This window comes from Streptantibioticus rubrisoli (genome assembly GCF_024436055.1).
Classification (GTDB): Bacteria; Actinomycetota; Actinomycetes; order Streptomycetales; family Streptomycetaceae; genus Streptantibioticus_A; species Streptantibioticus_A rubrisoli.
On the sequence record NZ_JANFNH010000007.1, the window covers coordinates 115,310 to 140,823 of the forward strand.

Consider the following 25,514-nt stretch of genomic DNA (forward strand, 5'->3'; position numbering starts at 1 on the left):
ACATCCTGCAATCATCGAGAAAGCCGCAAGAAGGACAGGGAGGATTACCAGGTTCTTAAGTCGCCGAGATCCAGTCTTAGTCAAGGGTAACCTCTCCGTACTTCCCGGTGACGACACGAGCCTGATTCAGGAGACTCTCCGAATCCGAGTCCCAATAGGCGCTGTGACCACTGGTGTCGACATGCATTCTGTTGGCCCCAAAGGCTTCGTCCGATGGGACTTGGGGGTTGTACCCGACATTGTAAGGAATGCCGTGAAATCTATCCACGGCCCAAGCGTTCCCAGGCAGCTGACTCAGATACTTACCCATCTCGGGTACGGGATCGTCCGATGCAGCCTCGGACCAAACGTGATTCGCGCCCACGTGGAGATCCTTCGCATTTCCTACCTCCACACCGGGACTTCCAGCTACGACAATGTCGTTCGTCGCGATATGGCCGTGACTCGCCGCAACACCGACAAGGGTGGACCCGTAGCTGTGGCCAATCATCGTGGTATGGGCTGCCGTGTCTCCGTCGTGTGCTGCTGCAAGACCGCCCATGAAACTGCTGAGAGCCGGAGCACCCTGATCGGCGTACTTTCGCAACGTTGCCGCCCCTAGGTCCTGGGGGGCGTCATAGCCTAGATATGTGATCGTCGATGTCTGCTGATCAGATGCCAGTCGGTGAGCACTTTGCCACAGGGCGTCCATCCGATTGAGATCACTACCGAGCCCCGACAGTTTCGCCCCCGTCCCCGGCACGTAGACCGCCGTATTCTGTGCCGTATCCGGGTTCCCGTTCGCAACGATGGCATGGCCATTGCCACGGGTATCGAAGCCCAGGAGGTACTTCTCCGGAAGACCATTGCCGCCCACACTGTCAAGGGCGTTCTGCACGACATCAGTCCCCTTGATCCTGTCTTCGAGCGACTGAACCTTGTTCTCCCAGTCCTGGTACTCAGGGGTCGGTGCTTCTGGTCTGCCTTCGGGGTACTTCGCGGGTTCTTTCTGCTTCAGTTCGTCCAACTGAGCTTCAAGGCTCGCCCGTGACTCCCGCAGGACCACCCGGTTCGCCTCGTCGCGCACCGTGGCGGGGAGACCGTCAATGGCACCGATGCGGTCGGGGTAAAGGGCCAAGTACTCTTCCTGCTGCTCCTTGGTGAGATGCTTCCACCAGGCAGCGTTCTTCTTCGGATCGCTGTTGTCCGGTAGGCGATCCAGATGGAGATCGTTACCGACGAGATCCTGGGTGTCCTTACCCTCGGCGGCCACGGCCGCCCAGGTCTTGTCCGTGATGCGCCAGTCCTGTTGGGACTTGACCTTGGCGAGCATTTTGGCGTAGCGCTCGTCTATTTCGGTGGCCTGGCTGACGGCCTTCGCTATCCGGTTCGCGATGGCCTCGGCCGTGTCGTGCTGGGAATTCTGCAGCTCCAACGGGCTCTGCCCGCGCGCGTAGGGAACCTGGACCGGCGTCACCGGCTCGCCCGGTTTGGCGCTACCAGCGGGCTGCGGGAGCAATGGAACGGGCGCAGGCCCTGCCGGGTAGCTGACGCTGCCGTCGGCCTCGACCGTGAACCCGTCGCGCTGCGCCTCCTCTATGGCGTCGTGTAACTGTTTTTGAACTGGCCTCAGTTCGTCGACCAGGGCGGCTAGAACGGTCCGCAGATAGCCGCTCTCCTGGTACACGTACTGGTAGTTCTGACTGAGCTGGCTCAGCCGGTCGTGCATCGCATTGGCGGCTTCGCCCTTCTGGTCCATGTCCAGGGGCTTCGCGATGCCGTTGGTCGACTTCGACCGGGCCGCGTCCATCCTGGCCATCAGATCGCCCCAGCCATCGGCAGCCGCCGACACCTTGGTCAAGTCGAGATCAGCCAGCTGCTGCCTTGTCACCATGGCCGCTTCACCTGCCCAGCTTCACGGACTGGTCGTCTCGCGCCGCAGCAGCGCCGGTCATGCGTCCCCCCGAATCACGTCCGTCAACAGTGGTCTAGCAGGCTATCGGAAGCGCTCAAGGCCGTGGCCTCCGTGGAGTTGCTCAGACGGCAGCTTCGCCAACCACTTCAGCACAGCGTCAAATCGCTGGTGTCAGAGGAGATTTCGAAACGTTACGGCGACGACGTATGCGTCGGCGTACGTGGCGGCCTCGATGTCGCAGCCCCTGGCAGGCGATGCGACAAACCGGCGAGGGCCTCAAGGCGGCGTTCCCAGTCGGCTCGACGGACGCGGAGCCGGTCGGAAAGACGATCCCCTTCCGGGCCGCTGGGAGGTCCCGAGAATCTCCGCCAGCGCGCTATGGCGCAACATGGTCGCCACCCCGGCATCGCGGGGCGGCGGCCATGTGGAGGGGTCGCGGGGAGGCGTCGGGGCTACTACTTGCCGCCCTTGTCGTTGTCTCCGCCGCCGATCTCCATGGACTCGAAGATCTCCTTGCACATCGGGCAGACCGGGTACTTCTTGGGGTCGCGGCCCGGGACCCAGACCTTGCCGCAGAGCGCGACCACCGGCGATCCGGAGAGCGCGCTCTCCATGATCTTGTCCTTCTGTACGTAGTGGGCGAAGCGCTCGTGGTCGCCGTCGCCGTGGGACACCTGTGGTGTCGGCTCGACCAGGGTTCCGGTACCCGCCCCGCGCTCGGGCTCAAGAGTGCTCATGTCGAACTAGCCTAATTGACCGACCGGCCGACCGGCCTAATTGAGGGACGGATCATCCGGGTAGGTGGCCACCATCGCCAACTCGTTGCGTTGACGCCGCAGCACGGAACGCCACAGCCGCTCGGGGTCGGGCGAGGAGACGTCCCCCGGCTCGGACTCGACCACGTACCACGCCCCCTCCACCAGCTCGTCCTCCAGCTGGCCCGGGCCCCAGCCGGAGTACCCGGCGAAGATCCGCAGCGAGCCCAGCTCGGCGGCGAGCAGTTCCGGCGGCGCCTCCAGGTCGACCAGGCCGATCGCACCGTGCACCCGCCGCCACCCCAGCGGCTCGCCCGCATCGCCCTCGCGCGCCTCACCGGGCACCACCGCCAGGCCGAGCGCGGAGTCCAGCGAGACCGGACCGCCCTGGAAGACCACCTGCGGGGCGCCCGCCAGTTGCGCCCACGCCTCCAGCACATCACCGACCCCCACCGGGGTCGGCCGGTTGAGGACGACGCCGAGCGTCCCCTCCTCGTCATGGTCGAGGAGGAGAACCACCGCCCGGTCGAAGTTCGGGTCCGCCAGGGCCGGGGTCGCCACTAGCAGCCGACCGGTGAGCGAGGACACCTCCGTCATGCCCACATGATCCCGCATCCCGGCCCGGTGTGGGCAGTTCTCATCGGGATCATTGGGGGGCGGAGACCTCCGCGCCCCCGCCACCGGCTACCGCGGTGTGTCCGCTTGGCCGGTTCCGGTTCGTGCCCCCGGCGGTTCGTGACAAGGTGGTGAGCGATGTGCTGCACCTCCGTGACAAGGGGGCCGAGCCGTGCAAGGGCTTGACGGGGGCGGTCGCTGAGCGCATTACCATTTCTTCCGGTGCCGCGCCCCGACTACCGGTCGGGAGTTGCTGCGTGTAGGGCGCGGACCGACGTGCGCACGGGACCCCGTGTGGACGTCAGGCGTATCGCCTCTCCCCCGTTCTGCCACATCTCCAGGAACGCGAGCCCCATGACCGACGACATCCTGCTTGTCCACGGCGGCACCCCGCTTGAGGGCGAGATCCGTGTGCGCGGTGCGAAGAACCTCGTACCCAAGGCCATGGTGGCCGCCCTGCTCGGCAGTGGGCCGAGCCGTCTGCGCAACGTTCCGGACATTCGGGACGTGCGGGTGGTACGCGGACTGCTCCAGCTGCACGGCGTGACCGTCGGCCCCGGCGAGGAGGCCGGTGAGCTGGTGCTCGACCCGTCGCATGTGGAGAGCGCGAACGTCGCGGACATCGACGCGCACGCGGGCTCCTCGCGCATCCCGATCCTGTTCTGCGGCCCGCTGCTGCACCGGCTGGGCCACGCCTTCATCCCGGGCCTGGGCGGCTGCGACATCGGCGGGCGGCCGATCGACTTCCACTTCGAGGTGCTGCGGCAGTTCGGCGCGACCATCGACAAGCGGCCCGAGGGCCTGTACCTGGAGGCGCCGCACCGGCTGCGCGGCACCAAGATCCGGCTGCCGTACCCGTCGGTCGGCGCGACCGAGCAGGTGCTGCTGACGGCGGTGCTCGCGGAGGGCGTCACCGAGCTGGCGAACGCGGCCGTGGAGCCGGAGATCGAGGACCTGATCTGCGTGCTGCAGAAGATGGGCGCGATCATCTCCATGGACACCGACCGGACGATCCGGATCACCGGTGTGGACACGCTCGGCGGCTACAACCACCGGGCGCTGCCGGACCGCCTGGAGTCGGCGTCCTGGGCCAGCGCGGCGCTGGCGACCAAGGGCAACGTGTACGTACGCGGCGCCAGCCAGCGCGAGATGATGACGTTCCTCAACACGTACCGCAAGGTCGGCGGCGCGTTCGAGATCGACGACGAGGGCATCCGGTTCTGGCACCCGGGCGGCGCGCTGAACGCCATCGCGCTGGAGACGGACGTGCACCCCGGTTTCCAGACCGACTGGCAGCAGCCGCTGGTGGTGGCGTTGACGCAGGCGTCGGGGCTGTCGATCGTGCACGAGACGGTGTACGAGTCGCGCCTCGGTTTCACCTCGGCGCTGAACCAGATGGGGGCGCACATCCAGCTGTACCGGGAGTGCCTGGGCGGTACGCCGTGCCGGTTCGGCCAGCGGAACTTCCTGCACTCGGCGGTGGTGTCCGGGCCGACGAAGCTGCAGGGGGCGGATCTGGTCATTCCCGATCTGCGGGGCGGCTTCTCCTACCTGATCGCCGCGCTCGCCGCGGAGGGCACGTCGCGGGTGCACGGCATCGACCTGATCAACCGCGGCTACGAGAACTTCATGGACAAGCTCCGTGCGTTGGGTGCGGACGTGGAGCTGCCGACGGCCGTCACCGTCTGAGCGCCCCCGTCGGGGGCACACCCCCCGCCACGTCGCAGGCGAGCCACCGTGCCGCCTGCGGCGGGCTTTTCCCCACCCGCCCGCCGGTTTCGCCCGGCGGGCTCTTCCTACCCACCCGCGCCGTTGCCGCCTGTGGCGGGCGGGGAGCCGCCCTGTGGCGGCCGTGGGCGGCTTAGGGGCTTGCCCCCAGAAGAACAGCGCCCTGGGCATGCGTAAGGGCGGCCACCCGTGGGTGGCCGCCCTGGGGGACGGGCTGGGCCCGTCAAGGTAGAGGGCGAGTGATTACTTGCCCTTCGCGGCTTCCTTGAGCTTGGAGCCCGCGGCGACCTTCACGGTGTACCCGGCCGGGATCTCGATGGGGTCGCCGGTCTGCGGGTTGCGCGCGGTGCGAGCGGCACGGTGGGTGCGCTCGAAGGTCAGGAAGCCAGGGATGGTGACCTTCTCGTCGCCCTTGGCGACGACCTCGCCGACGGTCTCGGCGAAAGCGGCCAGCACTGCGTCGGCATCCTTGCGGGTCACCTCGGCGCGGTCAGCCACTGCGGCCACCAGCTCACTGCGGTTCATAATTCGTACTCCCGTGTTTTTCTTGCCATTAAGGCGTGAGTTTGAAGCCGATGCTGCCAAGCCACTCGGACACCCAATGGTCCGGGGCTGCCGCAAGAACCTCTCGCCCGGGTACGCATCCTGCCCGTACCTGCGGCGGGAAAGCCAATCCGGCGCCCGCGAGAGTCACACGAAAAGCGCCACTGCGGTGGCTTGGTGACGCTCCGTCCGCTCCTGACAGCGCAGCGCAGGGATTTCTCCGGCCGCGGCTGCGGCAACCTTATGGGCTGCGCAGTCGCGACCGGCAACGACGCGCGGGCTACCGCACGTCGTTCGGCATCGAGTGCGGGGCGGCCACACCCTGTGCCTTGGCGGCCTCACGGACCGCTTCGGCGACCGCGCTGGCCACCTTGTCGTTGAAGACGCTCGGGATGATGTAGTTGGCGTTGATCTGGTCGTCTCCGACGACCTCCGCCAGCGCCCGAGCGGCGGCCAGCATCATCTCGGTGTTCACGGTACGCGACTGCGCGTCCAGCAGGCCGCGGAAGACGCCCGGGAAGACCAGCACGTTGTTGATCTGGTTGGGGAAGTCACTGCGGCCGGTGGCGACCACCGCGGCGGTCTCCCGGGCCACCGCCGGGTCGACCTCGGGGTCGGGGTTGGCCAGCGCGAAGACGATCGCGCCGTCCGCCATGGCGGCCACGTCCGTGCCGTCCAGCACGTTGGGGGCGGAGACGCCGATGAACACGTCGGCGCCGCGTACCGCCTCCTTGAGGGTGCCGGTGACGTTGTCGGGGTTGGTGTTGTCGGCGATCCAGCGGAGCGGCGACTCGGGGTCGGCGTCCACCAGGTCGTCACGGCCGCTGTGCACCACGCCGTGGATGTCGGCGACGACAGCGTGCCGTACGCCCGCCGCGATCAGCAGCTTGAGGATCGCGGTGCCGGCCGCGCCGGCGCCGGACATGACGACCCGGATGTCCTCGATCTTCTTGCCGACCACCCGCAGCGCGTTGGTCAGCGCGGCGAGCACCACGATCGCGGTGCCGTGCTGGTCGTCGTGGAAGACCGGGATGTCCAGCGCCTCGCGCAGCCGCGCCTCGATCTCGAAGCAGCGGGGGGCGGAGATGTCCTCCAGGTTGATGCCCGCGAAGCCGGGAGCGATGGCCTTGACGATCTCCACGATGGCGTCGGTGTCCTGGGTGTCCAGGCAGATCGGCCAGGCGTCGATGCCCGCGAAGCGCTTGAAGAGGGCCGCCTTGCCCTCCATCACCGGAAGCGCGGCCTTGGGGCCGATGTTGCCCAGGCCCAGCACCGCGGAGCCGTCGGTGACGACCGCGACGCTGTTGCGCTTGATGGTCAACCGCCGTGCGTCATCGGGGTTGTTGGCGATCGCCATGCAGACCCGGGCGACACCCGGGGTGTAGACCATGGACAGGTCGTCACGGTTGCGGATGGGGTGCTTGGACGCCATCTCGATCTTGCCACCGAGGTGCATCAGGAAGGTACGGTCGGAGACCTTGCCGATGACCAGGCCCTCGATGCCGCGCAGCTTCTCGACTATCTGGTCGGCGTGCGCGGTCGAGGTGGCCGCGATGGTCACGTCGATGCGGAGTTTCTCGTGTCCGGACGCGGTGACGTCGAGGCCGGTGACGGACCCGCCGGACGACTCCACCGCGGTGGTGAGCTGACTGACCGCGGTCCCGCTCGCCGGGACCTCCAGGCGGACCGTGATCGAGTAAGAGACGCTCGGCGCCGTTGCCATGCCGACTTTCCTCCGCATTGTCCGTGTCGTGTCCATGGGTCGGGCACGAGACACTCGATGGTCGCACCTACTGACTGGTAGGCGGTAACCGGCCCCACTCGCGACGGAACGGTCATTCCGCGATGCGATATGTCAGGATGATCAGAATCGGTCACGGTCCGTCATGTACGCCGTCCGGGCCGCCCCGATCGGGCAATTTCCGCGCCAGGAACGGCCAACCCGCAACGTTTGTTAGTCTGGTTACGGCACCGGCTCGATCCAAGCCCCCGGGCCCAACCATTGTCGCTACGAGCGACCTCTTGCCGCGAGGCGAGCATGGCGGGTCGGTGTCGCAGACGTAAGCGCGAAGGGCGCCCCTCCTCGGAGGGGCGCCCTTCGTCGTGCGTACTCAGTGCCTTTTCAGGGGGCCAGCTCGGTGCCTGTTCAGGGACCCGCTCAGTGCCTGTTCAGGGGCCCGCTCAGTGCCTGTTCAGGGACCCGCTCAGTGCCTGTTCAGGGGCCCGCTCAGGCCCGCCTGCTCAGTGCCTGTTCAGTCCCGCAGCAGATCGGGCACGCCGGTCCCGTCGGGCTGGTCCCGCTCCCCCGCGACCACGGTCAGCTGCTGGGTGGCCCGGGTCAGCGCCACGTACAGCACCCGCAGCCCGGCGGGCGACTCGTCGGCGATCTCGGCGGGCGAGACCACCACCGTGGCGTCGTACTCCAAGCCCTTGGCCTCCAGGCTGCCCAGCGGCACCACGCGGTCCCCGAGCCCGGCCAGCCACCGCCGCGCCTCGGCCCTGCGGCCCATCGCCACCACGACGCCGACCGTGCCCTCCACCTCGGCCAGCAGCCGTGCCGCCTCGGCCCGCACGGTCTGCCTCAACTCCCCGTCGGCGACGGTGAATCGGGGCACCACACCCGTCGAGCGCACCGCGGAGGGCGGCTGCATGCCCGGCATCGCCAACCGCAGCACCTTCGCCGCCAGGTCCGCGATCTCCGCCGGGTTGCGGTAGTTGACGGTCAGAGTGAAGCGGCGGCGGACCCGGGCGCCCAGCGCCTCGTCCCGGGCGCGCGCCGCCTCCTCCGGGTCGCTCCACGAACTCTGCGCCGGATCGCCGACCACCGTCCAGGTGGCGCTGGTGCCGCGCCGGGCCACCATCCGCCACTGCATCGGGGTCAGGTCCTGCGCCTCGTCCACGATGACGTGCGCGTACTCGGTGCGCTCCTGCTCGATCCGCTCGGCACGGGTGCGGCGAGCGGCGTAGGCGCGGTCGGCGTAGGTGGTCACCTCGTCCAGGCCGGTCAGCTCGTCCAGCGGGTCCACCTCACGCGGCTTGACCGGGCGCGGCGCGGCGCCCAGCAGCACCCGCAGCTCGTCCAGCAGCGCCACGTCGTGCACGCTCAGCGGGCCCAGGCCGTGCTCGTCCAGGCGGGACAGCGAGCGGGCCAACTGCCGTACCTCGCGCGGGTTGAGCGTCCGGCGCGCCCACCGGCCCAGCCGCTTCTCGTCGGCCATGGCCGCCAGCACCCGGCGCGGGGTGAGCACCGGCCACCACGCCTCAAGGAACGCCAGGAAGTCGTCCTCGGTCGCCACGTCCTCGTCGAACCCCTCGCGGGCCTCGGCGATCAGCTCCGGGTCGGCCAGGTGCGTACCGCGCCCGGACTTCGCCCACAGCGCGTCCAGCAGCAGCCTGCGGGCGCGCGGGCGCATCAGGTTCACCGGCGCGGTACCGGCGAGCACGCTGCGGCGGATACCGGCCAGCTCCCGCTCGTCCAGCTCCAGCCTGCGGCCGAACGCCACCACCCGCAGCGACGTGGGCACCCCGCCACCCAGGTCCAGCGCGCCCCTGGCGGCCTTGCGCAGCACCGGCAGCATCCGCGACGAACCCTTGATCCGGGCCACCGCCGGGCTGTCGTAGGTGGTCGCCTCGGCGCCGTCGACCAGCGAACCGACCGCGCGGATCGCCACCTGGCCCTCCTCGCCGAGCGACGGCAGCACGCCCTCGGTGTACGAGACCAGCAGAGGCGTCGGGCTGACCACCAGGATCCCGCCGGAGTACCGGCGCCGGTCCTGGTAGAGCAGGTACGCGGCCCGGTGCAGCGCCACCGCGGTCTTGCCGGTACCGGGGCCGCCAGTGACCTCGGTGACACCCGGGGCGGGTGCGCGGATCACCATGTCCTGCTCGGCCTGGATGCTCGCCACGATGTCGCGCATCGTGTGGCTGCGGGCCCGGCCCAGGGCGGCCATCAGCGCACCGTCGCCGACGATGGCCAGTTCCTCGCCCGCGAGCCGGGTGGCCAGCTCCGGGCGCATCAGGTCGTCCTCGACGCCCAGCACCCGGCGGCCCTTGCTGCGGATCACCCGGCGGCGCACCACCCGCCCGGGGTCCTTGGGGGTGGAACGGTAGAACGGCGCGGCGGCGGGCGCCCGCCAGTCGATGACCAGCGGTGCGTAGTCGGCGTCCAGCACCCCTATCCGGCCGATGTGCAGGGTCTCCGCGATGTCGGCGGTGTTGTCCGGGCGCACCGCGTCCTCGGCGACCTCGGTCGCGGTGAACGCGCCGTCCGGGCCGCGCTTGCCGTCCTTGCCGCGCAGCAGGTCGATCCGCCCGAAGAGGAAGTCCTCGAACTCGGAGTTGAGCCGGTTGAGGTGCACACCGGCCTGGAAGACCTGCGCGTCGCGCTCCGCCAGCGCGCCCGGCGTACCGACCTGACCGCGCTTCTCCGCGTCGTCCACCAGGAACTCCGCCTCGTGGATCTTCTCCTCCAGGCGGCGGTAGACGCGGTCGAGATGCCGCTGCTCAGCGGCCAGCTCGCGGTCGACGACCGCGGTCCCGGCCTCTTCCTGCGCGGTGTGGCCCACGTGCTCGGCCACGTCCCGCGCGTCCTGCGCGCTCACGCACGGACCCCCTTCTTGCCTTGCTTGCTTCACACTCCGTGCGGGAGTGGTGTCACTCCGCGGGAGCCCACTCCTTAAGAGGAGCAGCCTGTCACCGTATATGAGTACGGGCGTTTTCTCACGGGGTGAGCGGGTCTGGGCGATAAACCAAAGGGGGCGGTGCACGCGCAGGGACCGGTGCTCCGCCAGGGGCACGGATGGCCAAGGGGTGCCATGGCAGGGGCGCGGCCACCAAATGCAGGGGGGAAGCCCGACCGCCGAAAGGGGGTGCGGCCGCCAAAGGCCGCCGTGAGCCCGGCCGCCCAAGGGGGTGCGGGTGGCGAAGCCCCCGCGACGCGCGGCGAAGCCGCGCAAAAAGCGACGAAGGCGACGCGGCCCACGCTGTCCGTGGGCATGCGTCGCCTATCGCCTTCGTGGAGATGGCGGGAATCGAACCCGCGTCCTACGGTGCAGAACCAGGGCTTCTCCGAGCGCAGTCTGCTGTGCTTTTCTCGGCCCCGGCAGTCACGCAGACAAGCTGCCGACGGGCTCAGCCACTGTTTGGTTTCCCACTAGCCCCCGTGGCCGGGCCTAGTGGTTGAGTCCCCTAGCTGATGCCAGGATCCGGGTCGGGAACAGCCCCGGGCTGACACTTCGCAAAGTCGCTGTCTGTTAGATCAGGCAGCGAGGGCGAAGGAATCGCGCTTGGTGTTGGCGATTATTTTTTTGCGGTACATGGTTTACGAGATCATTACCGCGTTCCTCGGCTCGCTTCCCCTGCCTCAACAACCGCAGTCGAAACCGATCATCCCCATGTTCACTTCTCAATGAGCTGGCGACAGCATACTGGATCAACACACGCCCGTGCCAGCGTATTCCGCCGGAGCGGTCTGCGGCGGAACATCGCCGCATCCCCAGCGGAGCGCTCAGTGCCGCTGGCGGCGGCGGGCCGCCGAGATCGCGCGCTCCGCCTCACGCCGGTCCTGCTTCTCGCGCAGCGTCTGCCGCTTGTCGTAGTCCTTCTTGCCCTTGGCGAGCGCGATCTCGACCTTGGCCCGGCCGTCCTTGAAGTACAGCTGCAGCGGGACCAGCGTGTGGCCGGTCTCCTGGGTCTTGCCGATCAGCTTGTCGATCTCCGCCCGGTGCAGCAGCAGCTTGCGCTTGCGGCGCGCGGAGTGGTTGGTCCACGTTCCCTGGCTGTACTCGGGAATGTGCACGTTGTGCAGCCACGCCTCGCCGCCGTCGAGCTGCGCGAAGCCGTCCACCAGTGAGGCCCGCCCCTGGCGCAGCGACTTGACCTCGGTGCCGGTCAGCACCAGACCCGCCTCGTAGGTGTCCAGAATGTGGTAGTCGTGCCGCGCCTTCTTGTTCTGCGCGATCAGCTTGCGACCCGTCTCTTTAGCCATAGCCAGGTCATTCTCCCACTACGAGGTGGTCCCAAGGCCACTGAATACCGTCCTCGCCTCGGCCTGGGCGCTCTGCCGACCGGAGACGGTCAAATCGGGCGTGATGCCCTGCCCGTCGACCGCGCGCCCGGTCGGGGTGCGGTAGTGGCCGACGGTCAGTTCGGCCACCGAGCCGTCCGGCAGCGTGCTGGGCATCTGCACCGAGCCCTTGCCGAACGTACGGCAGCCCACCACCACCGCCCGCCCCCGGTCCTGTAGCGCGCCGGTGAGCAGTTCGGCGGCGCTCATCGTGCCGCCGTCGACCAGCACGACCAGCGGGGTCGTGGTGTCGCCGGTGCCGCTGGCGTACAGCGGGTGCTGCTCGCCGTGCACGTCGTAGGTGGCCACCAGGCCGCCGTCCAGGAACTGGGAGGCGACGTCGACCGCCTCGGTGACCAGGCCGCCGGAGTTGCCGCGCAGGTCCAGCAGTACGCCCCGGCGGTGGTCGGCGTGCGCGAGGGCGGCGCGCACCTGGTCGGCGACGCCGTGCGTGAAGGAGTCGATGCCGATCCCGGTGACGCTGGGCCAGGGGTGGGTCACGGTCACCGGGTCGGTGGTCAGCTCGACGCGGCGCAGCGTGACCGTCCAGTCGTCCTGGCCCCGCTCCAGGCCGAGCCGGACCGTGCTGCCGGGGCGCGGGGCGGGCGCGTCGTGCGGGTCGCCGGGGTCGACGCCACGCAGCCGGGCCACCACCTCGGTCACCGCGCTGCCGGTCACCGCCCGGCTGTCGATGCTGCGCAGCCGGTCGCCGACGCGCAGTCCGGCGCGTTCGGCGGGGCTGGCGGGCTGGACGCGGGAGACCGCTATGCGGCCGTCGGGGTCGCGCCGCACCCACAGGCCGACGCCCACGTAGCGGCCGTCCAGCTCCTGCTGGAAGCCCTCGTACTCCTGCGCGGTGTAGTACGACGACCAGCGGTCGCCGCTGCGGCTGACGAGTTCGGCGGCGGCCCGTGGGCCGACCTTGCCGTCGTCGATGGCCCGCGCGATGTCGGTGGTGCCCAGTTGGGCGGTGGCCGTGCTGGCCGGTGCGGAGTGCCGCGGTATCGGGTGCGGCTCGGCCTGGCTGAAGGCCCCGGTGGCCGCGCCGGTCGCCAGCACCGCACCGAAGACAAGCGTCAGGGTCGCCCCGCGGCGGATCCGCTGGGGCCTCACGAACATCGTGGGGCCGGACATGGTCGGGAGTGTAGGGCAGGGCTGTACGCCCCGGCATGGAGAACGCCGGGGCGTACGGAAGGGCGTACGGAAGCCCGGCTGGTGGGCGGCCCATACATGTCTGTCACACCTTCAGGTACTTGCGGAGCGTGAAGAAAGCCGCAAGGGATGGCATCAGTACGCCGACCACCAGCACCAACGGCAGCACCTTGATGACATCGCCCCAGCCGAGGAACTGGATCAGCTGGATCTTGGACTGGAGCTTGAGCCCGCCGTCGATCAGGAAGTACCGCCCGGCCAGCAGCATTCCGCAGGCGAGCCCGCCACCGATCAGCCCGGCCAGCGCCGCCTCCATGATGAACGGCATCTGGATGTAGAAGCTGGACGCGCCGACCAGCCGCATGATGCCGGTCTCCCGGCGGCGGCTGAACGCCGAGACCCGTACCGTGTTGACGATCAGCAGCATGGCGACGGTGAGCATGAACGCCAGTACCGCCAGGGCGACATACGTCATGCCGTTGAGCAGACCGAACAGGTTGTCCAGCAACTTCCTTTGGTCCTGCACCGATTGCACGCCGGGGCGGCCGTCGAAGGCGCTGGAGATCACGTTGTACTGCTGCGGGTCCTTGAGCTTGACCCGGAACGACCACTGCATCTGGTCCGGCGTCAGCAGGTCGATGCCCGCCTGCCCGGCGAACTGCTGCTTGTAGTGCTGGTACGCCTCCTGCGGCGACTCCGTGTAGATCTTCTCGACCACCGGCAACTTGCTCAGGTCGGACTTGATCTGGGCCATCTGCTCAGGAGTGACCGCACCCTTGGAGCAGTTGGCGGTGTCCGTGCCGTCGGTCTTGTTGCACAGGAAGATCGACACCTGGACCTTGTCGTACCAGTAGCCCTTCATGTGGCTCACCTGTTCACGGGCGAGCCAGGAGCCACCCGCCAGGGCGAGGGAGAGGGCGACGGAGACGATCACCGCGAAAGTCATGGTGAGGTTGCGCCGGAGACCGACGCCGATCTCCGACAGGACGAACTGGGCGCGCATGGTGACCTTTCTGGTGGCTGCGGCTGCGGAACGGGGCTAGTGCTGGTAGCCGTAGACACCGCGCGACTGGTCGCGGACCAGTCGCCCCTTCTCCAACTCGATGACGCGCTTGCGCATCTGGTCGACGATCTGCTGGTCGTGGGTGGCCATCACCACCGTGGTGCCGGTCCGGTTGATCCGGTCCAGCAGCTTCATGATGCCCACCGAGGTCTGCGGGTCGAGGTTGCCGGTCGGCTCGTCGGCGATCAGCAGCAGCGGCCGGTTGACGAACGCCCGGGCGATCGCCACCCGTTGCTGCTCACCACCGGACAGCTCGCCGGGCATCCGGCCGTCCTTGCCCGCTAGGCCGACCAGGTCGAGCACCTCGGGGACGGTCTTGCGGATGGTGCCGCGCGGCTTGCCGATGACCTCCAGCGCGAACGCCACGTTCTGCGCCACCGTCTTGTTGGGCAGCAACCTGAAGTCCTGGAAGATCGTGCCCACTTGGCGCCGCAGATGCGGCAGCTTCCAGTTGGACAGCCTGTTCAGGTCCTTGCCGAGCACGTGAACGGCGCCGGTGTCGGTGCGCTCCTCGCGGAGCATCAGCCGCAGGAAGGTGGACTTCCCGGAGCCGGAGGAGCCCACCAGGAAGACGAACTCGCCCTTCTCGATCTCCAACGACACATCGCGGAGCGCGGGGCGGTTCTGCTTCGGGTAGGTCTTGCTGACATTGTCGAATCGGATCACAGCTGCACCAGGGTCGGCCTAGGGGGACGGACAGCCGGTAGCGCGGCTCTCCCGGTGCGCCGACCATACGCGAAGCGCGCGCGACCGTGCAGGCGCCGTCGGTGGTTTGGGGGCTTCCTCACCAGCGATACACGGACAAAGCGCGCATCGGACGCACCCACTGGTGTGCACGGCGGTACGGGGCGCGCCGAATCGTGCGGGAGCTGGCACAGTGGAGGGGATAGCCGTGCACGAGGCGCCGGAGAACAACCGGGACGACCGCCCGGGAACCCGTCGACGCCCGATGGCGTTGAAAAGGGTGAGGAGGACATCGCATGACATGCGACCGACTGGTGTGCGCCAACTGCGCCGGACCGGTCTCCGAGGGGCGGTGCGCCGTGTGCCGGGCCAACCGGGAGCGCCTGCACCAGGAGAGCCCGTTCGGCGCGCTGACCCCGGCCACGCTGATGGCGCTGCTCATCGCGCTGATCGCGGTGGCGCTGGTGATACGCCAGGCCGCGTAACGGGCGGTACGCCCGACGCTCTGCGCACCAGACGCATGAGGGGCCTGGGGCTACGGATTCCGTAGCCCCAGGCCCCTCACGTGTGCGCGGTTACGCCTGCGCGTCGCCCGGGTGGCGTCAGGCCGCGGTGCGGCGGTTGACCAGGCGCGGCATCAGCCGGAAGGCGATGCCACCGGCGATCATCGTGGCGGCGCCGACCAGCAGGAACGCCGTGTCGGACGAACCGGTCTCGGCGAGCTGCTGCTTCGGCTTGCCCTGCGAGACCTGCTGGGTGTTGTTGTTGTCGGTGCCGGTGTTGTTGTTGCCGCCACCGCAGTTCACGCTGTCCTGGGACAGCGTGCAGGTGCCACCGTTGTCACCGGAGCCGGTGGTGCCGGTCTGGCCGGTGGTGCCCTGCGAGGTACCGGAGCTGGTCCCCTCGGACGTGCCCGAGGAGGTGCCCTGGGACGTACCCGACGAGGTGCCCTGCGAGGTACCCGAGCTGGTGCCCTGGGACGTGCCGGACGAGGTGCCCTGCGACGTGCCCGAGCTGGTCCCCTGCGACGTACCCGAGGAGGTGCCCTGCGAGGTACCCGAGGAGGTGCCCTGGGACGTGCCGGAGCTGGTCCCCTGGGACGTGCCCGAGCTGGTGCCCTGCGACGTACCCGAGGAGGTGCCCTGGGACGTGCCGGACGAGTCACCGCCGGTAACGGTGGTCGTGCCCTCGGAGGTGCTCGCAGTGGTGCCCTCGGACGTACCGGAGTTGGTGCCCTGCGACGTACCCGAGGAGGTGCCCTGCGAGGTACCCGAGGAGGTGCCCTGCGAGGTGCCCGAGGTGGTGCCCTGGATCACGCCCGCGATGACGCCCTGCGACGAACCCGAGGTGGTGCCCTGCGACGAACCGGAGTTGTCACCCTGAGACGAACCGGAGTTGTCACCCTGAGACGAGCCGGAGTTGTCACCCTGAGACGAGCCGGAGTCGCTGCCCGAGTTGGTACCGGACGACGCGCCCTGGTTCTCGTTCCCCTGGACCAGACCGGCCACCGAGCCCTGGCTGCTGCCGCCGCCGATCACACCGGCGATGGTGCCGTCGTGCGCCGACTGGGTCGTGACGGTGTCGCCCCCGCCGATGCCCACCGCCTGAGCGGTACCCACGGCGGTCAGCGACGCACCGGCCGCGAACACCGAGCCAGCGGCTATGCGCGCCAGGCGCACGCGAGTCTTACGATTGGTCATCTGCCAACTACCCCCAGTAGCTGCTTATCTCCGAAAGCGGAGAATGCGAAGAAGAATGTGGAGCAGCTATGCCCGGGGCAGCGATTCCCCGGGGCACACGCACCGCAGTACCACTGCTCGCCGCCCCCGTCCGCTGGTACCCCGTCATACGCATGCCGTCGCCAGCTTTCCCACAATTCACAGCAGCGTCAAGCCGATACCGATCAGGTATGACCCATTGGCAGCGGTTTGCCGGGCAGTTAGGTATGAGGCTGTGATGAACGGCGCCAACTACCTTGCGCCTTGGGCTACTTCTCCTGCTGCTTGCGCCAGCGGATACCGGCCTCAAGGAAGCCGTCGATCTCACCGTCCAGCACCGACTGCGGGTTGCCCACCTCGTACTCGGTGCGCAGGTCCTTGACCATCTGGTACGGGTGCAGGACGTACGAACGCATCTGGTTGCCCCAGGAGTTGCCGCCGTCGCCCTTGAGCGCGTCCATCTTGGCCTGCTCCTCCTGGCGGCGCCGCTCCAGCAGCTTGGCCTGGAGGACGTTCATCGCCGAGGCGCGGTTCTGGATCTGCGAGCGCTCGTTCTGGCAGGAGACCACGATGCCGGTGGGCAGGTGGGTGATGCGCACCGCGGAGTCGGTGGTGTTGACGCCCTGGCCGCCGGGGCCGGAGGAGCGGTAGACGTCGACGCGCAGCTCGGACTCGTCGATCTCGACGTGGTCGCTCTGCTCGACCACCGGAAGCACCTCGACGCCCGCGAAGGAGGTCTGGCGGCGGCCCTGGTTATCGAAAGGCGAGATGCGCACCAGTCGGTGCGTGCCCTGCTCCACGGACAGCGTGCCGTAGGCGTACGGGCTCTTGACCGCGAACGTGGTCGACTTGATGCCCGCCTCTTCGGCGTACGAGGTGTCCAGCACCTCGGTGCTGTAACCGTGCCGCTCGGCCCAGCGCAGGTACATCCGCTGGAGCTGCTCGGCGAAGTCGGCGGCGTCGACCCCTCCCGCCTCGGCGCGGATGTTCACCAGCGCCTCGCGGGCGTCGTACTCGCCGGACAGCAGCGTGCGGACCTCCATCTCGTCCACCGCCTTGCGCACGGAGGCCAGCTCGGCCTCGGCCTCGGCCCGGGTCTCCGCGTCGTCCTCCGCCTCGGCGAGTTCGAAGAGCACGGCGAGATCGTCGATCCGCGCGCGCAGCGCCTCGGTCTTGCGCAGCTCGCCCTGCAGGTAGGACAGCCGGCTGGTGATCTTCTGCGCGTTGTCGGGGTCGTCCCAGAGCGACGGCGCCGCGGCCTGCTCCTCAAGCACGGCGATGTCAGCCCTCATCCTGTCGAGGTCCAAAACGGCCTCGATGGACTCCATGGTGGAGGAGAGGGACTTCAACTCTTCGGATACGTCGACGATTGCCACGCCACCAGCGTACCGGCTTGCCGAAGGGTCGATTCTGGGGTTCCCGTACGACGGGCTCGGGGCCTGCCGCTACGGCGCGCCGACCGCGCGGGACAGGGTGCCGTCGTTGGTGCGCACCCAAGCCTCCAGGCCGTGACCGCTGGGTGTGACGGCCGCGCCGGAGCCGCCCGCCCCGGGTTCCTGGGAGATGTCGGCCACCGTCCAGTCGGCGCCCTCCTGCGGGCTGACGGCCTGCGCCAGACCGCCGCCGGAGGGGGCCAGCAGGTACTCGCGGCCCTGGGCGTAGACGGGCTCGGGGCGGCCGGTGGCGTCCAGGGCGCCGACGACCTGCAGCGGCCGCCAGGCGCCATGGGCGTACGGCAGGCGCAGCACGGCGCCGTCGGACCTGCGCACGACGAAGGCGTCGAGCGTGCCGGGGGCGCGGGAGACCAGGCCGGGGGCGGCGGTGATGCGGCCCGCGGTGGGCACCACCGCCCAGGCGTTCCAGCGGTCACCGACCAGCGAGGCGGTGACCAGGTCGCCACCGGTGCGGCCGACCAGGTCGATGCGGCCGGGCTCGCAGGAGGCGGCGGCCGGGGCGGCGTCGAAGGTGGTGCGCTGGTCGACCATGTACCACTGGTTCCACACCCCCTCCGCCAGCGTCCTGCGGTACAGCAGGTGGTCGGTGCCGAGCGCGAACAGGTCGAGCTGGCCGGGGCGGGCGGAGACGACGGCCGGGTCGTCGGCGGTGTGTATGCCGCTGAGCCGCTGCCAGGCGCCGTACTGGCCGGTGGCCGGGTCCCGCGTGAGGTACCAGACGTTCTGGTCGGTGCCGCGGGCGAAGACGTAGGTGATGCCTGAGAGCACGATCGCGCGCGGCCCGCCGACCAGCGGCACCCCGGCCCGGGGCGCGTCCTGGAAGCCGGACCAGTGCGGCAGCGCGGCGGGCGCGCCGGTGTGGCCCTGCGGGGAGGGTGCGCCCGCGGTGGGGGCGGTGGGGGTCCCGCTGTGCGGGGTGTCGCCGGGGTGGTGGTCCTCGCGGGAGGTGGACTTGTCGCCGCCGCCGGAGGCGACCGCCCAGCCGCCGATGCCCGCGGCGACCACGGCCGCGGTCGCGGCGGCGGCCAGCTTCAGCCGTCGCCTGCGCACCGCGTCGGGCACCGCCCGGTGCCGGTGCGGGCCGCGGTGGCCGCCGGAGTCGCGGTAGGCGGCCAACTCGTCGGCGGAGGGCAGCTTGATGCTGGTGTGGGTGTCCCGGCTGGAGTCCGGTACCGCGCCCCTGACCAGCGGAACGGCACCCCGCCTGGTGCGCGGCGCGGCGGTCGGCGGGGCGGGCTCCTCGGTTCGGGCCGCCTCGTCGCCGTCCGCCGCTCCGGGCGGTGCCGCCACCTCCAGCGGCGGCAGCCCGGTCAGTTCGGGCAGCAGGGCGCGCAGCCGCTCGCCCAGCTCGCCCGCGGTCAGCCGGGAGGCGGGCGCCTTGGCCAGGCACTGCGCCAGCACCTGCCACAACCCCTCGGGCGCGCCCGGGATGGGGCTGACGGTCTCGGTGACATGGCGGCGCAGTACGGCGCCGGGGTGGCCGCCGCCGAAGGGGGTGAACCCGGCCAGGAGTTCGTAGAGCACGGTGGCCAGCGCGTAGATGTCGACGCTGGCGCGCGGCGGCAGGCCCTCGATGATCTCCGGTGCGAGGTAGTCGGGGGTGCCGATGATGCGGGTGGCTCGGGTGCGGCGCGGGGAGTCCACCAGGCGGGCGATGCCGAAGTCGGTGAGCAGCGCGGGCGGGGCGCCGCCGGGGCCGGTCGGCGCGGCGGCGTCCAGCAGCACGTTCTCCGGCTTGACGTCGCGGTGGACGACGCCCGCGGCGTGCGCGGCGGCCAGCGCGTCGGCGACGTCCGCGGCGATGGCGACCGCGGCCTCGGGCGCCAGGCGGCGCTCGCGCTCCAGCCGGGAGCGCAGGTCGGAGCCGCGCACCAGGTCCATCACCAGTGCCAGGTCCGTGCCGTCCACCACCAGGTCGCGGATGCCGACGATGCGCGGGTGGTCGAGCGAGAGCAGTGCGGTGCGCTCCTGGACGAACCGGCCGACCAGGTCCTGGTCGGAGGCGAGGTCCTCGCGCAACAGCTTGATGGCGACCGGACCTTCGGGCCCCTCACCCAGCCATACCGTTCCGGCGGAACCCCGCCCGAGCACCTGCTGGGCGGTGTACCGGCTGCCGATCTTCCGTGCCAAGGCTGCTCCGACTCATCTGACGTCACCTGTCGCCGTCCGGCGGCCGGTTGGGCGGCGCGGGCGACACGTGTTGCCGACAAAGCTACGCGGATGACGGCGTGTTGGGGGCACCGGATGGTGGCGAGTGCGGCTTCTGCGGGGGAAATCACCCTCAGGAAGTCGACAAATCTCCATGCTCGGCACCGGAAAGGCCCCCTGGATCACTCCAGAGGGCCTTTTTCGCTGACCGTCCGTCGCGGAGTCAGCCGTTGCCGGTCAACCGGTTCGCTTTGTGGCCGACGTTGGAGACCCAGTGCCAGGCGGAGCTGATCCAGCTGGACGTGGCCTCGTACCAGCTCTGCCCCTTGGCGATCCACTCCGGAACCGGCGTGAAGTTCCACACCAGTACGGCGATCACCACCAGGATGAAGACCATGAACAGGCAGCCCTTGAGGCAGCCCAGTCCCGGGATCCGCATCGGGGTGCGCGGACGCGGCTCGCGGCGCGGCGCCGGTTCGCGCTCCGGGCGGCGCTGCGGCTCGTAGCGCTGCGGCTGCGGTTCGTAGCGCGGCGGGGGCTCCTGGTAGCGCGGCTGCCGAGGGGGCTGCTGCGGCGGCGCGGCGGGCTGGCGGCGCGGGCGGCGGCGCAGCGGGTCCTGGCTGGGGTCGAGGTACTGCAGCTCGGTCTGCTCGTTGCGGCTTCTGGCGGCGTTGAGCTGGGACTCCCACGGGTGCGGCCCCTGGGGCTGCTGCGCCTGGGAGGCGGAGCCCGCGTCCGGCAGCGGCGGCATCACTCTGGTTTTGTCGCCGCTGACGGTGGGCGCGGAGTGCGGCAGCACGCTGGTCGCGCCGTTGGGGTCGTACTGCTGCCCGTACTGGCCGTTCTGCCCGTAGGAGGCGGCGGCGCCGGTGGGCAGCACCTGCGTGGGGTCGGCGGCACCGGCCGGTTGCTGGGCGCTGCCCGTGCCGGGCACCTGGGCCGGGGCCGGGTCGGGGGCGAGTAGCGCCGCCACGCCCAGCGCGGCCTCGGCCGCCGCCGGTGTGGCGTGCACGCCGATGCCCTGGCCGACGACGCGCAGCGCACGGGCCAGGTTCTCGGCGCTGGGGCGCTCGTCCGGGTTCTTGCGCAGACAGCGCTCGATCACCGTCCACAGCGGCTCCGGCACGGTCGAGGGGCGGCGCGGCTCCTCGCTCAGGTGCTGGTGCAGCACCTCGAGCGCGCTCTCGCCACGGAACGGCGGACGCCCGGTGACCAGCTCGTACATCAAGATGCCCGCGCCGTAGATGTCCACCGCCGAGGTCTGCGGCTTGCCCTCGGCGGACTCCGGCGCCACATACGCGGGCGTACCGACGAATTCATGCGTGCGGGTGACGCCCGGGGAGTCGGCGAGCCGCGCGATGCCGAAGTCGGTGAGCATCGGTTGCATCGAGCCGTCCGCGCTGCTGGCCAGCAGGACGTTGGCGGGCTTCAGGTCGCGGTGCACCACCCCGTCGGCGTGGCTGGCGGCGAGCGCGTCGGCGATGCCCGCGGTCAGCAGCGCGGCGCCCATCGGGCTGAACGGCCCGTTCTCCTGGACGTAGCGGTGCAGGTCAGGACCGTTGACCAGGTCCATCACCAGGGCCAGCAGTTCGCCCTCGACCACCAGGTCGCGGGTGCGCACGATGTTGGGATGGGTCAGCCGCAGCAGGACAGAGCGCTCCCGCAGGAAGCGCATCACCACGTCCGGATCGCTGGCCAACTCCTCCTTGAGGACCTTGATCGCCACGGCCTCCCCGGCCTGCGACGCCGTGCCCTCCACGGGATCGGCCGCCTCACGCACCCGGCCGCGCCAGACGGTGCCCGTGGCCCCCCGCCCGAGCGGCTCCTCTAGCAGGTACTTGCTGCCTACCGGCCGCACGTTCATGCGCTCCCAGATCGTGGTCGACATCCCTTGCCGGGCCCGCCCGCCCGCGCCCCGCGCTGAGCGGAGACCGAGCGCCGTGGCGTCGATGGCCCGTTCGCCCACTGTAGTGCCGCGCCGTCGTACCGACCGGTTGGTGCTCTGTGGAACGGACGGCGTGACGGTCGTGACATGGGGCTTCTGGCTAGGACGCGACGGACCGGCGATCGGTTGCCCGACGCCGGGCACCGTTAGGTGAACGTCCCGGACCGCATCCGCGTTCACCACGGGACGGAACTTTCGGTCCCGGCAGTGATCGAAATCCATCCGAAACACGTCGATCGCCGACCGTTCAAGATCGTTATGCGGGCCGCCGGGGGCGGAGTGTCAGCGGCAGGTGGGAGGATGCCTCCCGTACGACGCGGTGGGGGACGGCGCCCCTGCCGGGCTTCTCGGGTGAGAAGGGACGCGGACGACGATGCAGATCCGGCTGACCGTCCTGGGGCCGCGCGGCGGCCGTGCCTGTGACGTGCTCGTGACCGCTCCGGCGGACACGGCGCTCGGCACGGTGGCGGGCGCGCTCGCGGCCAGTGTCGGATCCGGGCAGCCGGTGCGCTCGTCCGGCTCCGCGGTGGCCCTGTACGCGGGTGCGCAGCGGCTCGATCCGCAGAGCGCGCGGCTGGGTGTGCCCCCGCTGGTGGACGGCGCGGTGCTGTCGGTGCACACGGCGGCCGAGCCGGAGCACGACGATCCGCAGGCCGCCGCCCGGCTGCAGGTGATCGGCGGCCCCGACGCGGGCGGGGTGCACCTGCTGCACGGCGGCCGGGTGCGGATCGGCAGATCGCTGGAGGCCGACGTACCGATCGACGACCCGGACGTCTCCCGGCTGCACTGCGCGGTCACGGTCGATCCCGGCGGCCAGGTCACGGTCGCCGACCTGGGCTCCACCAACGGCACCCGGGTCGACGGCCGCCCGGTGGACGAGCGCCCGATACCCCTGCCGCCCGGCGCGCTGCTGCGGATCGGCGAGTCCACGCTCCGGCTGGATCCGGCCGACGGGCCGGGCGCGGGCCTGGCCGTGGTGCCCGACAACGAGGGGCACCTCCAGGTGGTGCTGCCGTCTGCCACGGGGTACGGGACGGGGTCCTACGCACGGGTGCCCGCGCCCCGGGGCCCGCTGGGCGGCCCCGGTTCCGGTCCGGCGGCGCCGGACGGCGCGCTCGAAGCCACTCAACGGCCCGCGCCCGCAGGCCAGTTCACGGCGGCGGACGGTGACGGCGGCGCCGACTCCCCGGAAACCGGGGCGGCCCGGCCGCCCGCCGCCGTACCCGCCCCCGACGCCCGCACCACACACGCCACCGGCACCAGCCGGGTCCCCGGCGCCCCGGCGCACCCCCCGGCCCCGGACACCGCACCCGCCGCCCCCGCAGAGCCCGAGCCCGCGGGGGACACCCCCACCTCCCGTGCCGCCACCCGTGACCGTCTGGCGGCCGTGGCGCGGGACGCGGTGACGCTGGCCGGACGAGGCGGCGTGTTCGGCGAGGCGGCGCCCGCGCGCGGCGGGCTGTCCGGAGCCATAGGGGCGCTGGCCCGACGGCTCGCCCAAGGCCGCACAGCCGGGCGCGGCGACCGCGACCGCTCCGGCCAGGCCCGGCTGGCCGCCGCGGCCGAGGCGCTACGCGAGCGCGCGCCCGACCCGGCCAGCGTGCTGGTGACCGCGCTGGGCCCTGGACCACGGCTGTGGGAGCGCGGCTGCGACCACCCGGACGCGCTGGCGATCCGGCTGGGCAGTACCGATCTGCCCACCCCCGAAGGGCTGCTTCCGTCGGTGCCCGTCACCGTCGACCTGCGCGGTGCGGGCTCGCTGGGGATCGTAGGACCCCGGCCGCGGCTGAGCGGTCTGGCCCGCTCGGTGGTGGCCCAGTTGTGCGCGCTGCACTCTCCCGCCACCCTCGAACTGGTGCTGATCAGCGCGGACCGCTCCCGGGGTGCGGATCAGCGAGCCGACGAGTGGTCCTGGCTGAACTGGCTGCCGCATCTGCGTCCGGCGCACGGCCAGGACTGCCGCCTGCTGCTCGCGTTCGACCGCGAGCAGGCCGAGGCGCGCACCGCCGAGCTGGCCCGGCGGCTGGACGAGGGGCCGCTGGGCACCGGCTGGCCCTCGGCGGAGCCGGAGACGGTGGCAGCGCTGGCCGCCGAGCGCTCCGGTCCGTACACCGTCGTGGTGGTGGACGCGGACCCCGGTTCCGCCGCGCTGCGCGAGTCGGTGGCACGACTGGCGCAGGCCGGTCCGGCGGCCGGGATCCATCTGGTGTGCCTGGCCGAGTCGGCGGACCGGCTGGCGGCCCGGTGCGGTGCGCTCGCCCAGTTGGCGGGCGATGTGGCGACGACCCTGACACTCACCCCGGACGGCCCGGCGCACGCGGTGGTCGACGCGGTCTCGCACGCCTGGGCGGAGCGGTTCGGGCGGGCGCTGGCGCCGCTGCGGGAGGCGGACGGCATGGGGCGCCGGGCGCGTAGCGCGCTGCCGGAAACCGCCCGGCTGCTCGACCAGTTGGACCTCGCGCTGGCCACCCCGTCGAAGATCTCGGCGCGCTGGACGGACGAACCGGCCGCGCCGCGCGCCGCGTTGGGGGTCGGGCCGGAGGGCACGGTCGCCGTGGACCTGGCCGCCGAGGGGCCGCACCTGCTGGTCGGCGGCGCCCCGGGCGCGGGCAAGACCGAGCTGCTGCGCTCTACGGCGGCGGCGCTGGCTGCCGCGGCCCGGCCGGACCAGTTGGCGCTGGTGCTGGTCGACGGCGCGCCGGAACGCGGCGAGGGGCTACGGGTCTGTACGGACCTGCCGCATGTCTCGACGTATCTGGCCGCCTCTGATCCATCCCGTATGCGGGAGTTCGCCCAGGCACTGACGGCGGAGCTGAAGCGCCGCGAGGAGCTGCTGGACGGCGAGTCCTTCGACTCCTGGCACGCCGCGCGCCGGTTCGCGCAGCGGTTGGCCGCGCCCGGCCCCGACGCGGAGGGGGCCGAACGGCCCTCGGCCGAGGGTGCGGTGAAGCTGTGCAGCAGGGCCGCGGAGCTGCCCCGGCTGGTGGTGATGGTGGACGACTTCGACGCGCTGACCGCTCCCGCGCTGGGCAGCCCGGGCCGCCCGGCGGCGGGGTCGGTGGTGCGGGCGGTGGAGTCACTGGCCCGGGCCGGGGCGCGGCTTGGGGTTCACCTGGTGGTGTCCACCGGGCGGCCGGAGCGGACGGCCGGTACCGAGGCGGATGACCGTGCGCGGCTGCGGATCGCGTTGCGGACCGAGGATCCGGAGTCGGCGGTGTTGCTGGTGCACGTGGAAGAGCCTGCGGCTCTGGGCGAACAGCAGCCAGGACGGGGGTACTTGAGGCGGCCCGACGGCGCGGTCACGCCGTTCCAGGCGGGACGGGTGAGCGGGCGGATTCCGCGTACGGCCACGCTGCGGCCTACGGTCGTACCGGTGGAGTGGGAGCGGATGGGGGATCCGCCGACCCGGCGGCCGGTTCGCGAACTCGGTAACGGGCCCACGGACTTGGCCTTGCTCGCCAGCGCTCTGCAGCGGGCGGCGGAATCGGTTGGCACTGATTCGCCGGTGCCGTTGCTCTGACGGTGCGCGGCCCTTCTTCTGCGGTGCGCTGCGGTTCTTCTGCGGTGCTGCTGTGGTCCTGCGGTGGGTTGTGGCTGGTCTGGTTTTTCTCCGCCCCTCCGCCCTTTGCTAGGCCGCCAATTGCCTTTCCTACGTGAGAGATTGACGTCACATCATGGTCACGATCGGTCGCTCAGGAGCGTAGGCGGCCTTGCGGGGGGCGGGGGGCGGGCGTACGACTGTCGAACGGTT

Annotated in this window: 17 protein-coding genes and 1 other RNA gene; 3 read left to right on the forward strand and 15 right to left on the reverse strand. The window is 70.8% G+C overall.

The annotated features are described in order from the left end of the window. Window positions 1–76: 76 nt before the first annotated feature. From NON19_RS10820 to NON19_RS10830, 3 genes are all read right to left on the reverse strand, one after another. On the reverse strand, window positions 77–1,873 hold the full coding sequence (locus tag NON19_RS10820; RefSeq protein WP_255926731.1) for an alpha/beta hydrolase: 1,797 nt from the start codon (window positions 1,871–1,873) through the stop codon (window positions 77–79). 476 nt (window positions 1,874–2,349) lie between these two features. Next, on the reverse strand, window positions 2,350–2,631 hold the full coding sequence (locus NON19_RS10825; RefSeq protein ID WP_255926733.1) for a DUF3039 domain-containing protein: 282 nt from the start codon (window positions 2,629–2,631) through the stop codon (window positions 2,350–2,352). 36 nt (window positions 2,632–2,667) lie between these two features. Next, on the reverse strand, window positions 2,668–3,246 hold the full coding sequence (locus NON19_RS10830; protein ID WP_255926735.1) for a YqgE/AlgH family protein: 579 nt from the start codon (window positions 3,244–3,246) through the stop codon (window positions 2,668–2,670). Window positions 3,247–3,618: 372 nt separating this feature from the next. Here NON19_RS10830 and murA point away from each other — a divergent pair, with 372 nt between their 5' ends. Continuing rightward, window positions 3,619–4,953 carry a UDP-N-acetylglucosamine 1-carboxyvinyltransferase gene (murA, locus tag NON19_RS10835; protein ID WP_255926737.1) on the forward strand — a complete coding sequence of 445 codons (1,335 nt, stop codon included), beginning with the start codon at window positions 3,619–3,621 and terminating at the stop codon, window positions 4,951–4,953. A gap of 282 nt (window positions 4,954–5,235) precedes the next feature. Here murA and NON19_RS10840 read toward each other — a convergent pair whose 3' ends face one another. From NON19_RS10840 to ftsE, 8 genes are all read right to left on the reverse strand, one after another. Further along, window positions 5,236–5,517, reverse strand: coding sequence for an HU family DNA-binding protein (locus NON19_RS10840; protein WP_255926739.1), 282 nt, complete (start codon window positions 5,515–5,517; stop codon window positions 5,236–5,238). A gap of 298 nt (window positions 5,518–5,815) precedes the next feature. Next, on the reverse strand, window positions 5,816–7,258 hold the full coding sequence (locus NON19_RS10845; RefSeq protein ID WP_255926741.1) for an NAD-dependent malic enzyme: 1,443 nt from the start codon (window positions 7,256–7,258) through the stop codon (window positions 5,816–5,818). A gap of 529 nt (window positions 7,259–7,787) precedes the next feature. Then, the gene (locus NON19_RS10850; RefSeq protein ID WP_372514085.1) at window positions 7,788–10,112 is read right to left on the reverse strand and encodes a HelD family protein; all 2,325 of its coding nucleotides are present in this window, start codon (window positions 10,110–10,112) and stop codon (window positions 7,788–7,790) included. Window positions 10,113–10,547: 435 nt separating this feature from the next. After that, window positions 10,548–10,928, reverse strand: a transfer-messenger RNA (tmRNA) gene (ssrA, locus tag NON19_RS10855). A 113-nt stretch (window positions 10,929–11,041) separates the two neighbouring features. After that, window positions 11,042–11,521, reverse strand: a complete 480-nt coding sequence (gene smpB, locus NON19_RS10860; protein ID WP_255926743.1) for an SsrA-binding protein SmpB — start codon at window positions 11,519–11,521, stop codon at window positions 11,042–11,044. Between the two features lie 18 nt (window positions 11,522–11,539). Continuing rightward, window positions 11,540–12,733 (reverse strand): S41 family peptidase, encoded by a 1,194-nt coding sequence (locus tag NON19_RS10865; RefSeq protein WP_255926745.1) that lies wholly within the window; start codon window positions 12,731–12,733, stop codon window positions 11,540–11,542. A gap of 103 nt (window positions 12,734–12,836) precedes the next feature. Next, window positions 12,837–13,754, reverse strand: coding sequence for a permease-like cell division protein FtsX (ftsX, locus tag NON19_RS10870; protein WP_255926747.1), 918 nt, complete (start codon window positions 13,752–13,754; stop codon window positions 12,837–12,839). Between the two features lie 36 nt (window positions 13,755–13,790). Then, the gene (gene ftsE, locus NON19_RS10875) at window positions 13,791–14,480 is read right to left on the reverse strand and encodes a cell division ATP-binding protein FtsE (RefSeq protein WP_255926749.1); all 690 of its coding nucleotides are present in this window, start codon (window positions 14,478–14,480) and stop codon (window positions 13,791–13,793) included. 314 nt (window positions 14,481–14,794) lie between these two features. Between ftsE and NON19_RS10880 the strand changes: the two genes are divergently transcribed. Then, window positions 14,795–14,983: a hypothetical protein gene (locus tag NON19_RS10880; protein ID WP_255926751.1), complete on the forward strand. Its 189-nt coding sequence runs from the start codon at window positions 14,795–14,797 to the stop codon at window positions 14,981–14,983. 117 nt (window positions 14,984–15,100) lie between these two features. On the opposite strand, the gene NON19_RS10885 is transcribed toward NON19_RS10880, so the two are convergent. The 4 genes from NON19_RS10885 to NON19_RS10900 form a co-directional block, all read right to left on the reverse strand. Beyond that, window positions 15,101–16,198, reverse strand: coding sequence for a hypothetical protein (locus NON19_RS10885; RefSeq protein WP_255926753.1), 1,098 nt, complete (start codon window positions 16,196–16,198; stop codon window positions 15,101–15,103). A gap of 287 nt (window positions 16,199–16,485) precedes the next feature. After that, window positions 16,486–17,592 (reverse strand): peptide chain release factor 2, encoded by a 1,107-nt coding sequence (gene prfB / locus NON19_RS10890; protein WP_255926755.1) that lies wholly within the window; start codon window positions 17,590–17,592, stop codon window positions 16,486–16,488. Between the two features lie 69 nt (window positions 17,593–17,661). Further along, a complete protein-coding gene (locus NON19_RS10895; protein WP_255926757.1) occupies window positions 17,662–19,800 on the reverse strand; it encodes a protein kinase domain-containing protein in 2,139 nt (712 codons plus the stop codon). Window positions 19,801–20,041: 241 nt separating this feature from the next. Then, window positions 20,042–21,676 carry a serine/threonine-protein kinase gene (locus NON19_RS10900; protein ID WP_255926813.1) on the reverse strand — a complete coding sequence of 545 codons (1,635 nt, stop codon included), beginning with the start codon at window positions 21,674–21,676 and terminating at the stop codon, window positions 20,042–20,044. Window positions 21,677–22,136: 460 nt separating this feature from the next. Here NON19_RS10900 and NON19_RS10905 point away from each other — a divergent pair, with 460 nt between their 5' ends. Next, window positions 22,137–25,283, forward strand: coding sequence for an FtsK/SpoIIIE domain-containing protein (locus NON19_RS10905; protein WP_255926759.1), 3,147 nt, complete (start codon window positions 22,137–22,139; stop codon window positions 25,281–25,283). Window positions 25,284–25,514 lie beyond the last annotated feature (231 nt).

Excerpts from the sequence above, each read along its gene's own strand:
- NON19_RS10820 (WP_255926731.1), bottom strand. The coding sequence starts at position 1,873 with ATGGTGACAAGGCAGCAGCTGGCTGATCTCGACTTGACCAAGGTGTCG.
- NON19_RS10825 (WP_255926733.1), bottom strand. The coding sequence starts at position 2,631 with ATGAGCACTCTTGAGCCCGAGCGCGGGGCGGGTACCGGAACCCTGGTC.
- NON19_RS10830 (WP_255926735.1), bottom strand. The coding sequence starts at position 3,246 with ATGACGGAGGTGTCCTCGCTCACCGGTCGGCTGCTAGTGGCGACCCCG.
- murA (WP_255926737.1), top strand. The coding sequence starts at position 3,619 with ATGACCGACGACATCCTGCTTGTCCACGGCGGCACCCCGCTTGAGGGC.
- NON19_RS10840 (WP_255926739.1), bottom strand. The coding sequence starts at position 5,517 with ATGAACCGCAGTGAGCTGGTGGCCGCAGTGGCTGACCGCGCCGAGGTG.
- NON19_RS10845 (WP_255926741.1), bottom strand. The coding sequence starts at position 7,258 with ATGGCAACGGCGCCGAGCGTCTCTTACTCGATCACGGTCCGCCTGGAG.
- smpB (WP_255926743.1), bottom strand. The coding sequence starts at position 11,521 with ATGGCTAAAGAGACGGGTCGCAAGCTGATCGCGCAGAACAAGAAGGCG.
- NON19_RS10865 (WP_255926745.1), bottom strand. The coding sequence starts at position 12,733 with ATGTCCGGCCCCACGATGTTCGTGAGGCCCCAGCGGATCCGCCGCGGG.
- ftsX (WP_255926747.1), bottom strand. The coding sequence starts at position 13,754 with ATGCGCGCCCAGTTCGTCCTGTCGGAGATCGGCGTCGGTCTCCGGCGC.
- NON19_RS10880 (WP_255926751.1), top strand. The coding sequence starts at position 14,795 with ATGACATGCGACCGACTGGTGTGCGCCAACTGCGCCGGACCGGTCTCC.
- NON19_RS10885 (WP_255926753.1), bottom strand. The coding sequence starts at position 16,198 with ATGACCAATCGTAAGACTCGCGTGCGCCTGGCGCGCATAGCCGCTGGC.
- NON19_RS10905 (WP_255926759.1), top strand. The coding sequence starts at position 22,137 with ATGCAGATCCGGCTGACCGTCCTGGGGCCGCGCGGCGGCCGTGCCTGT.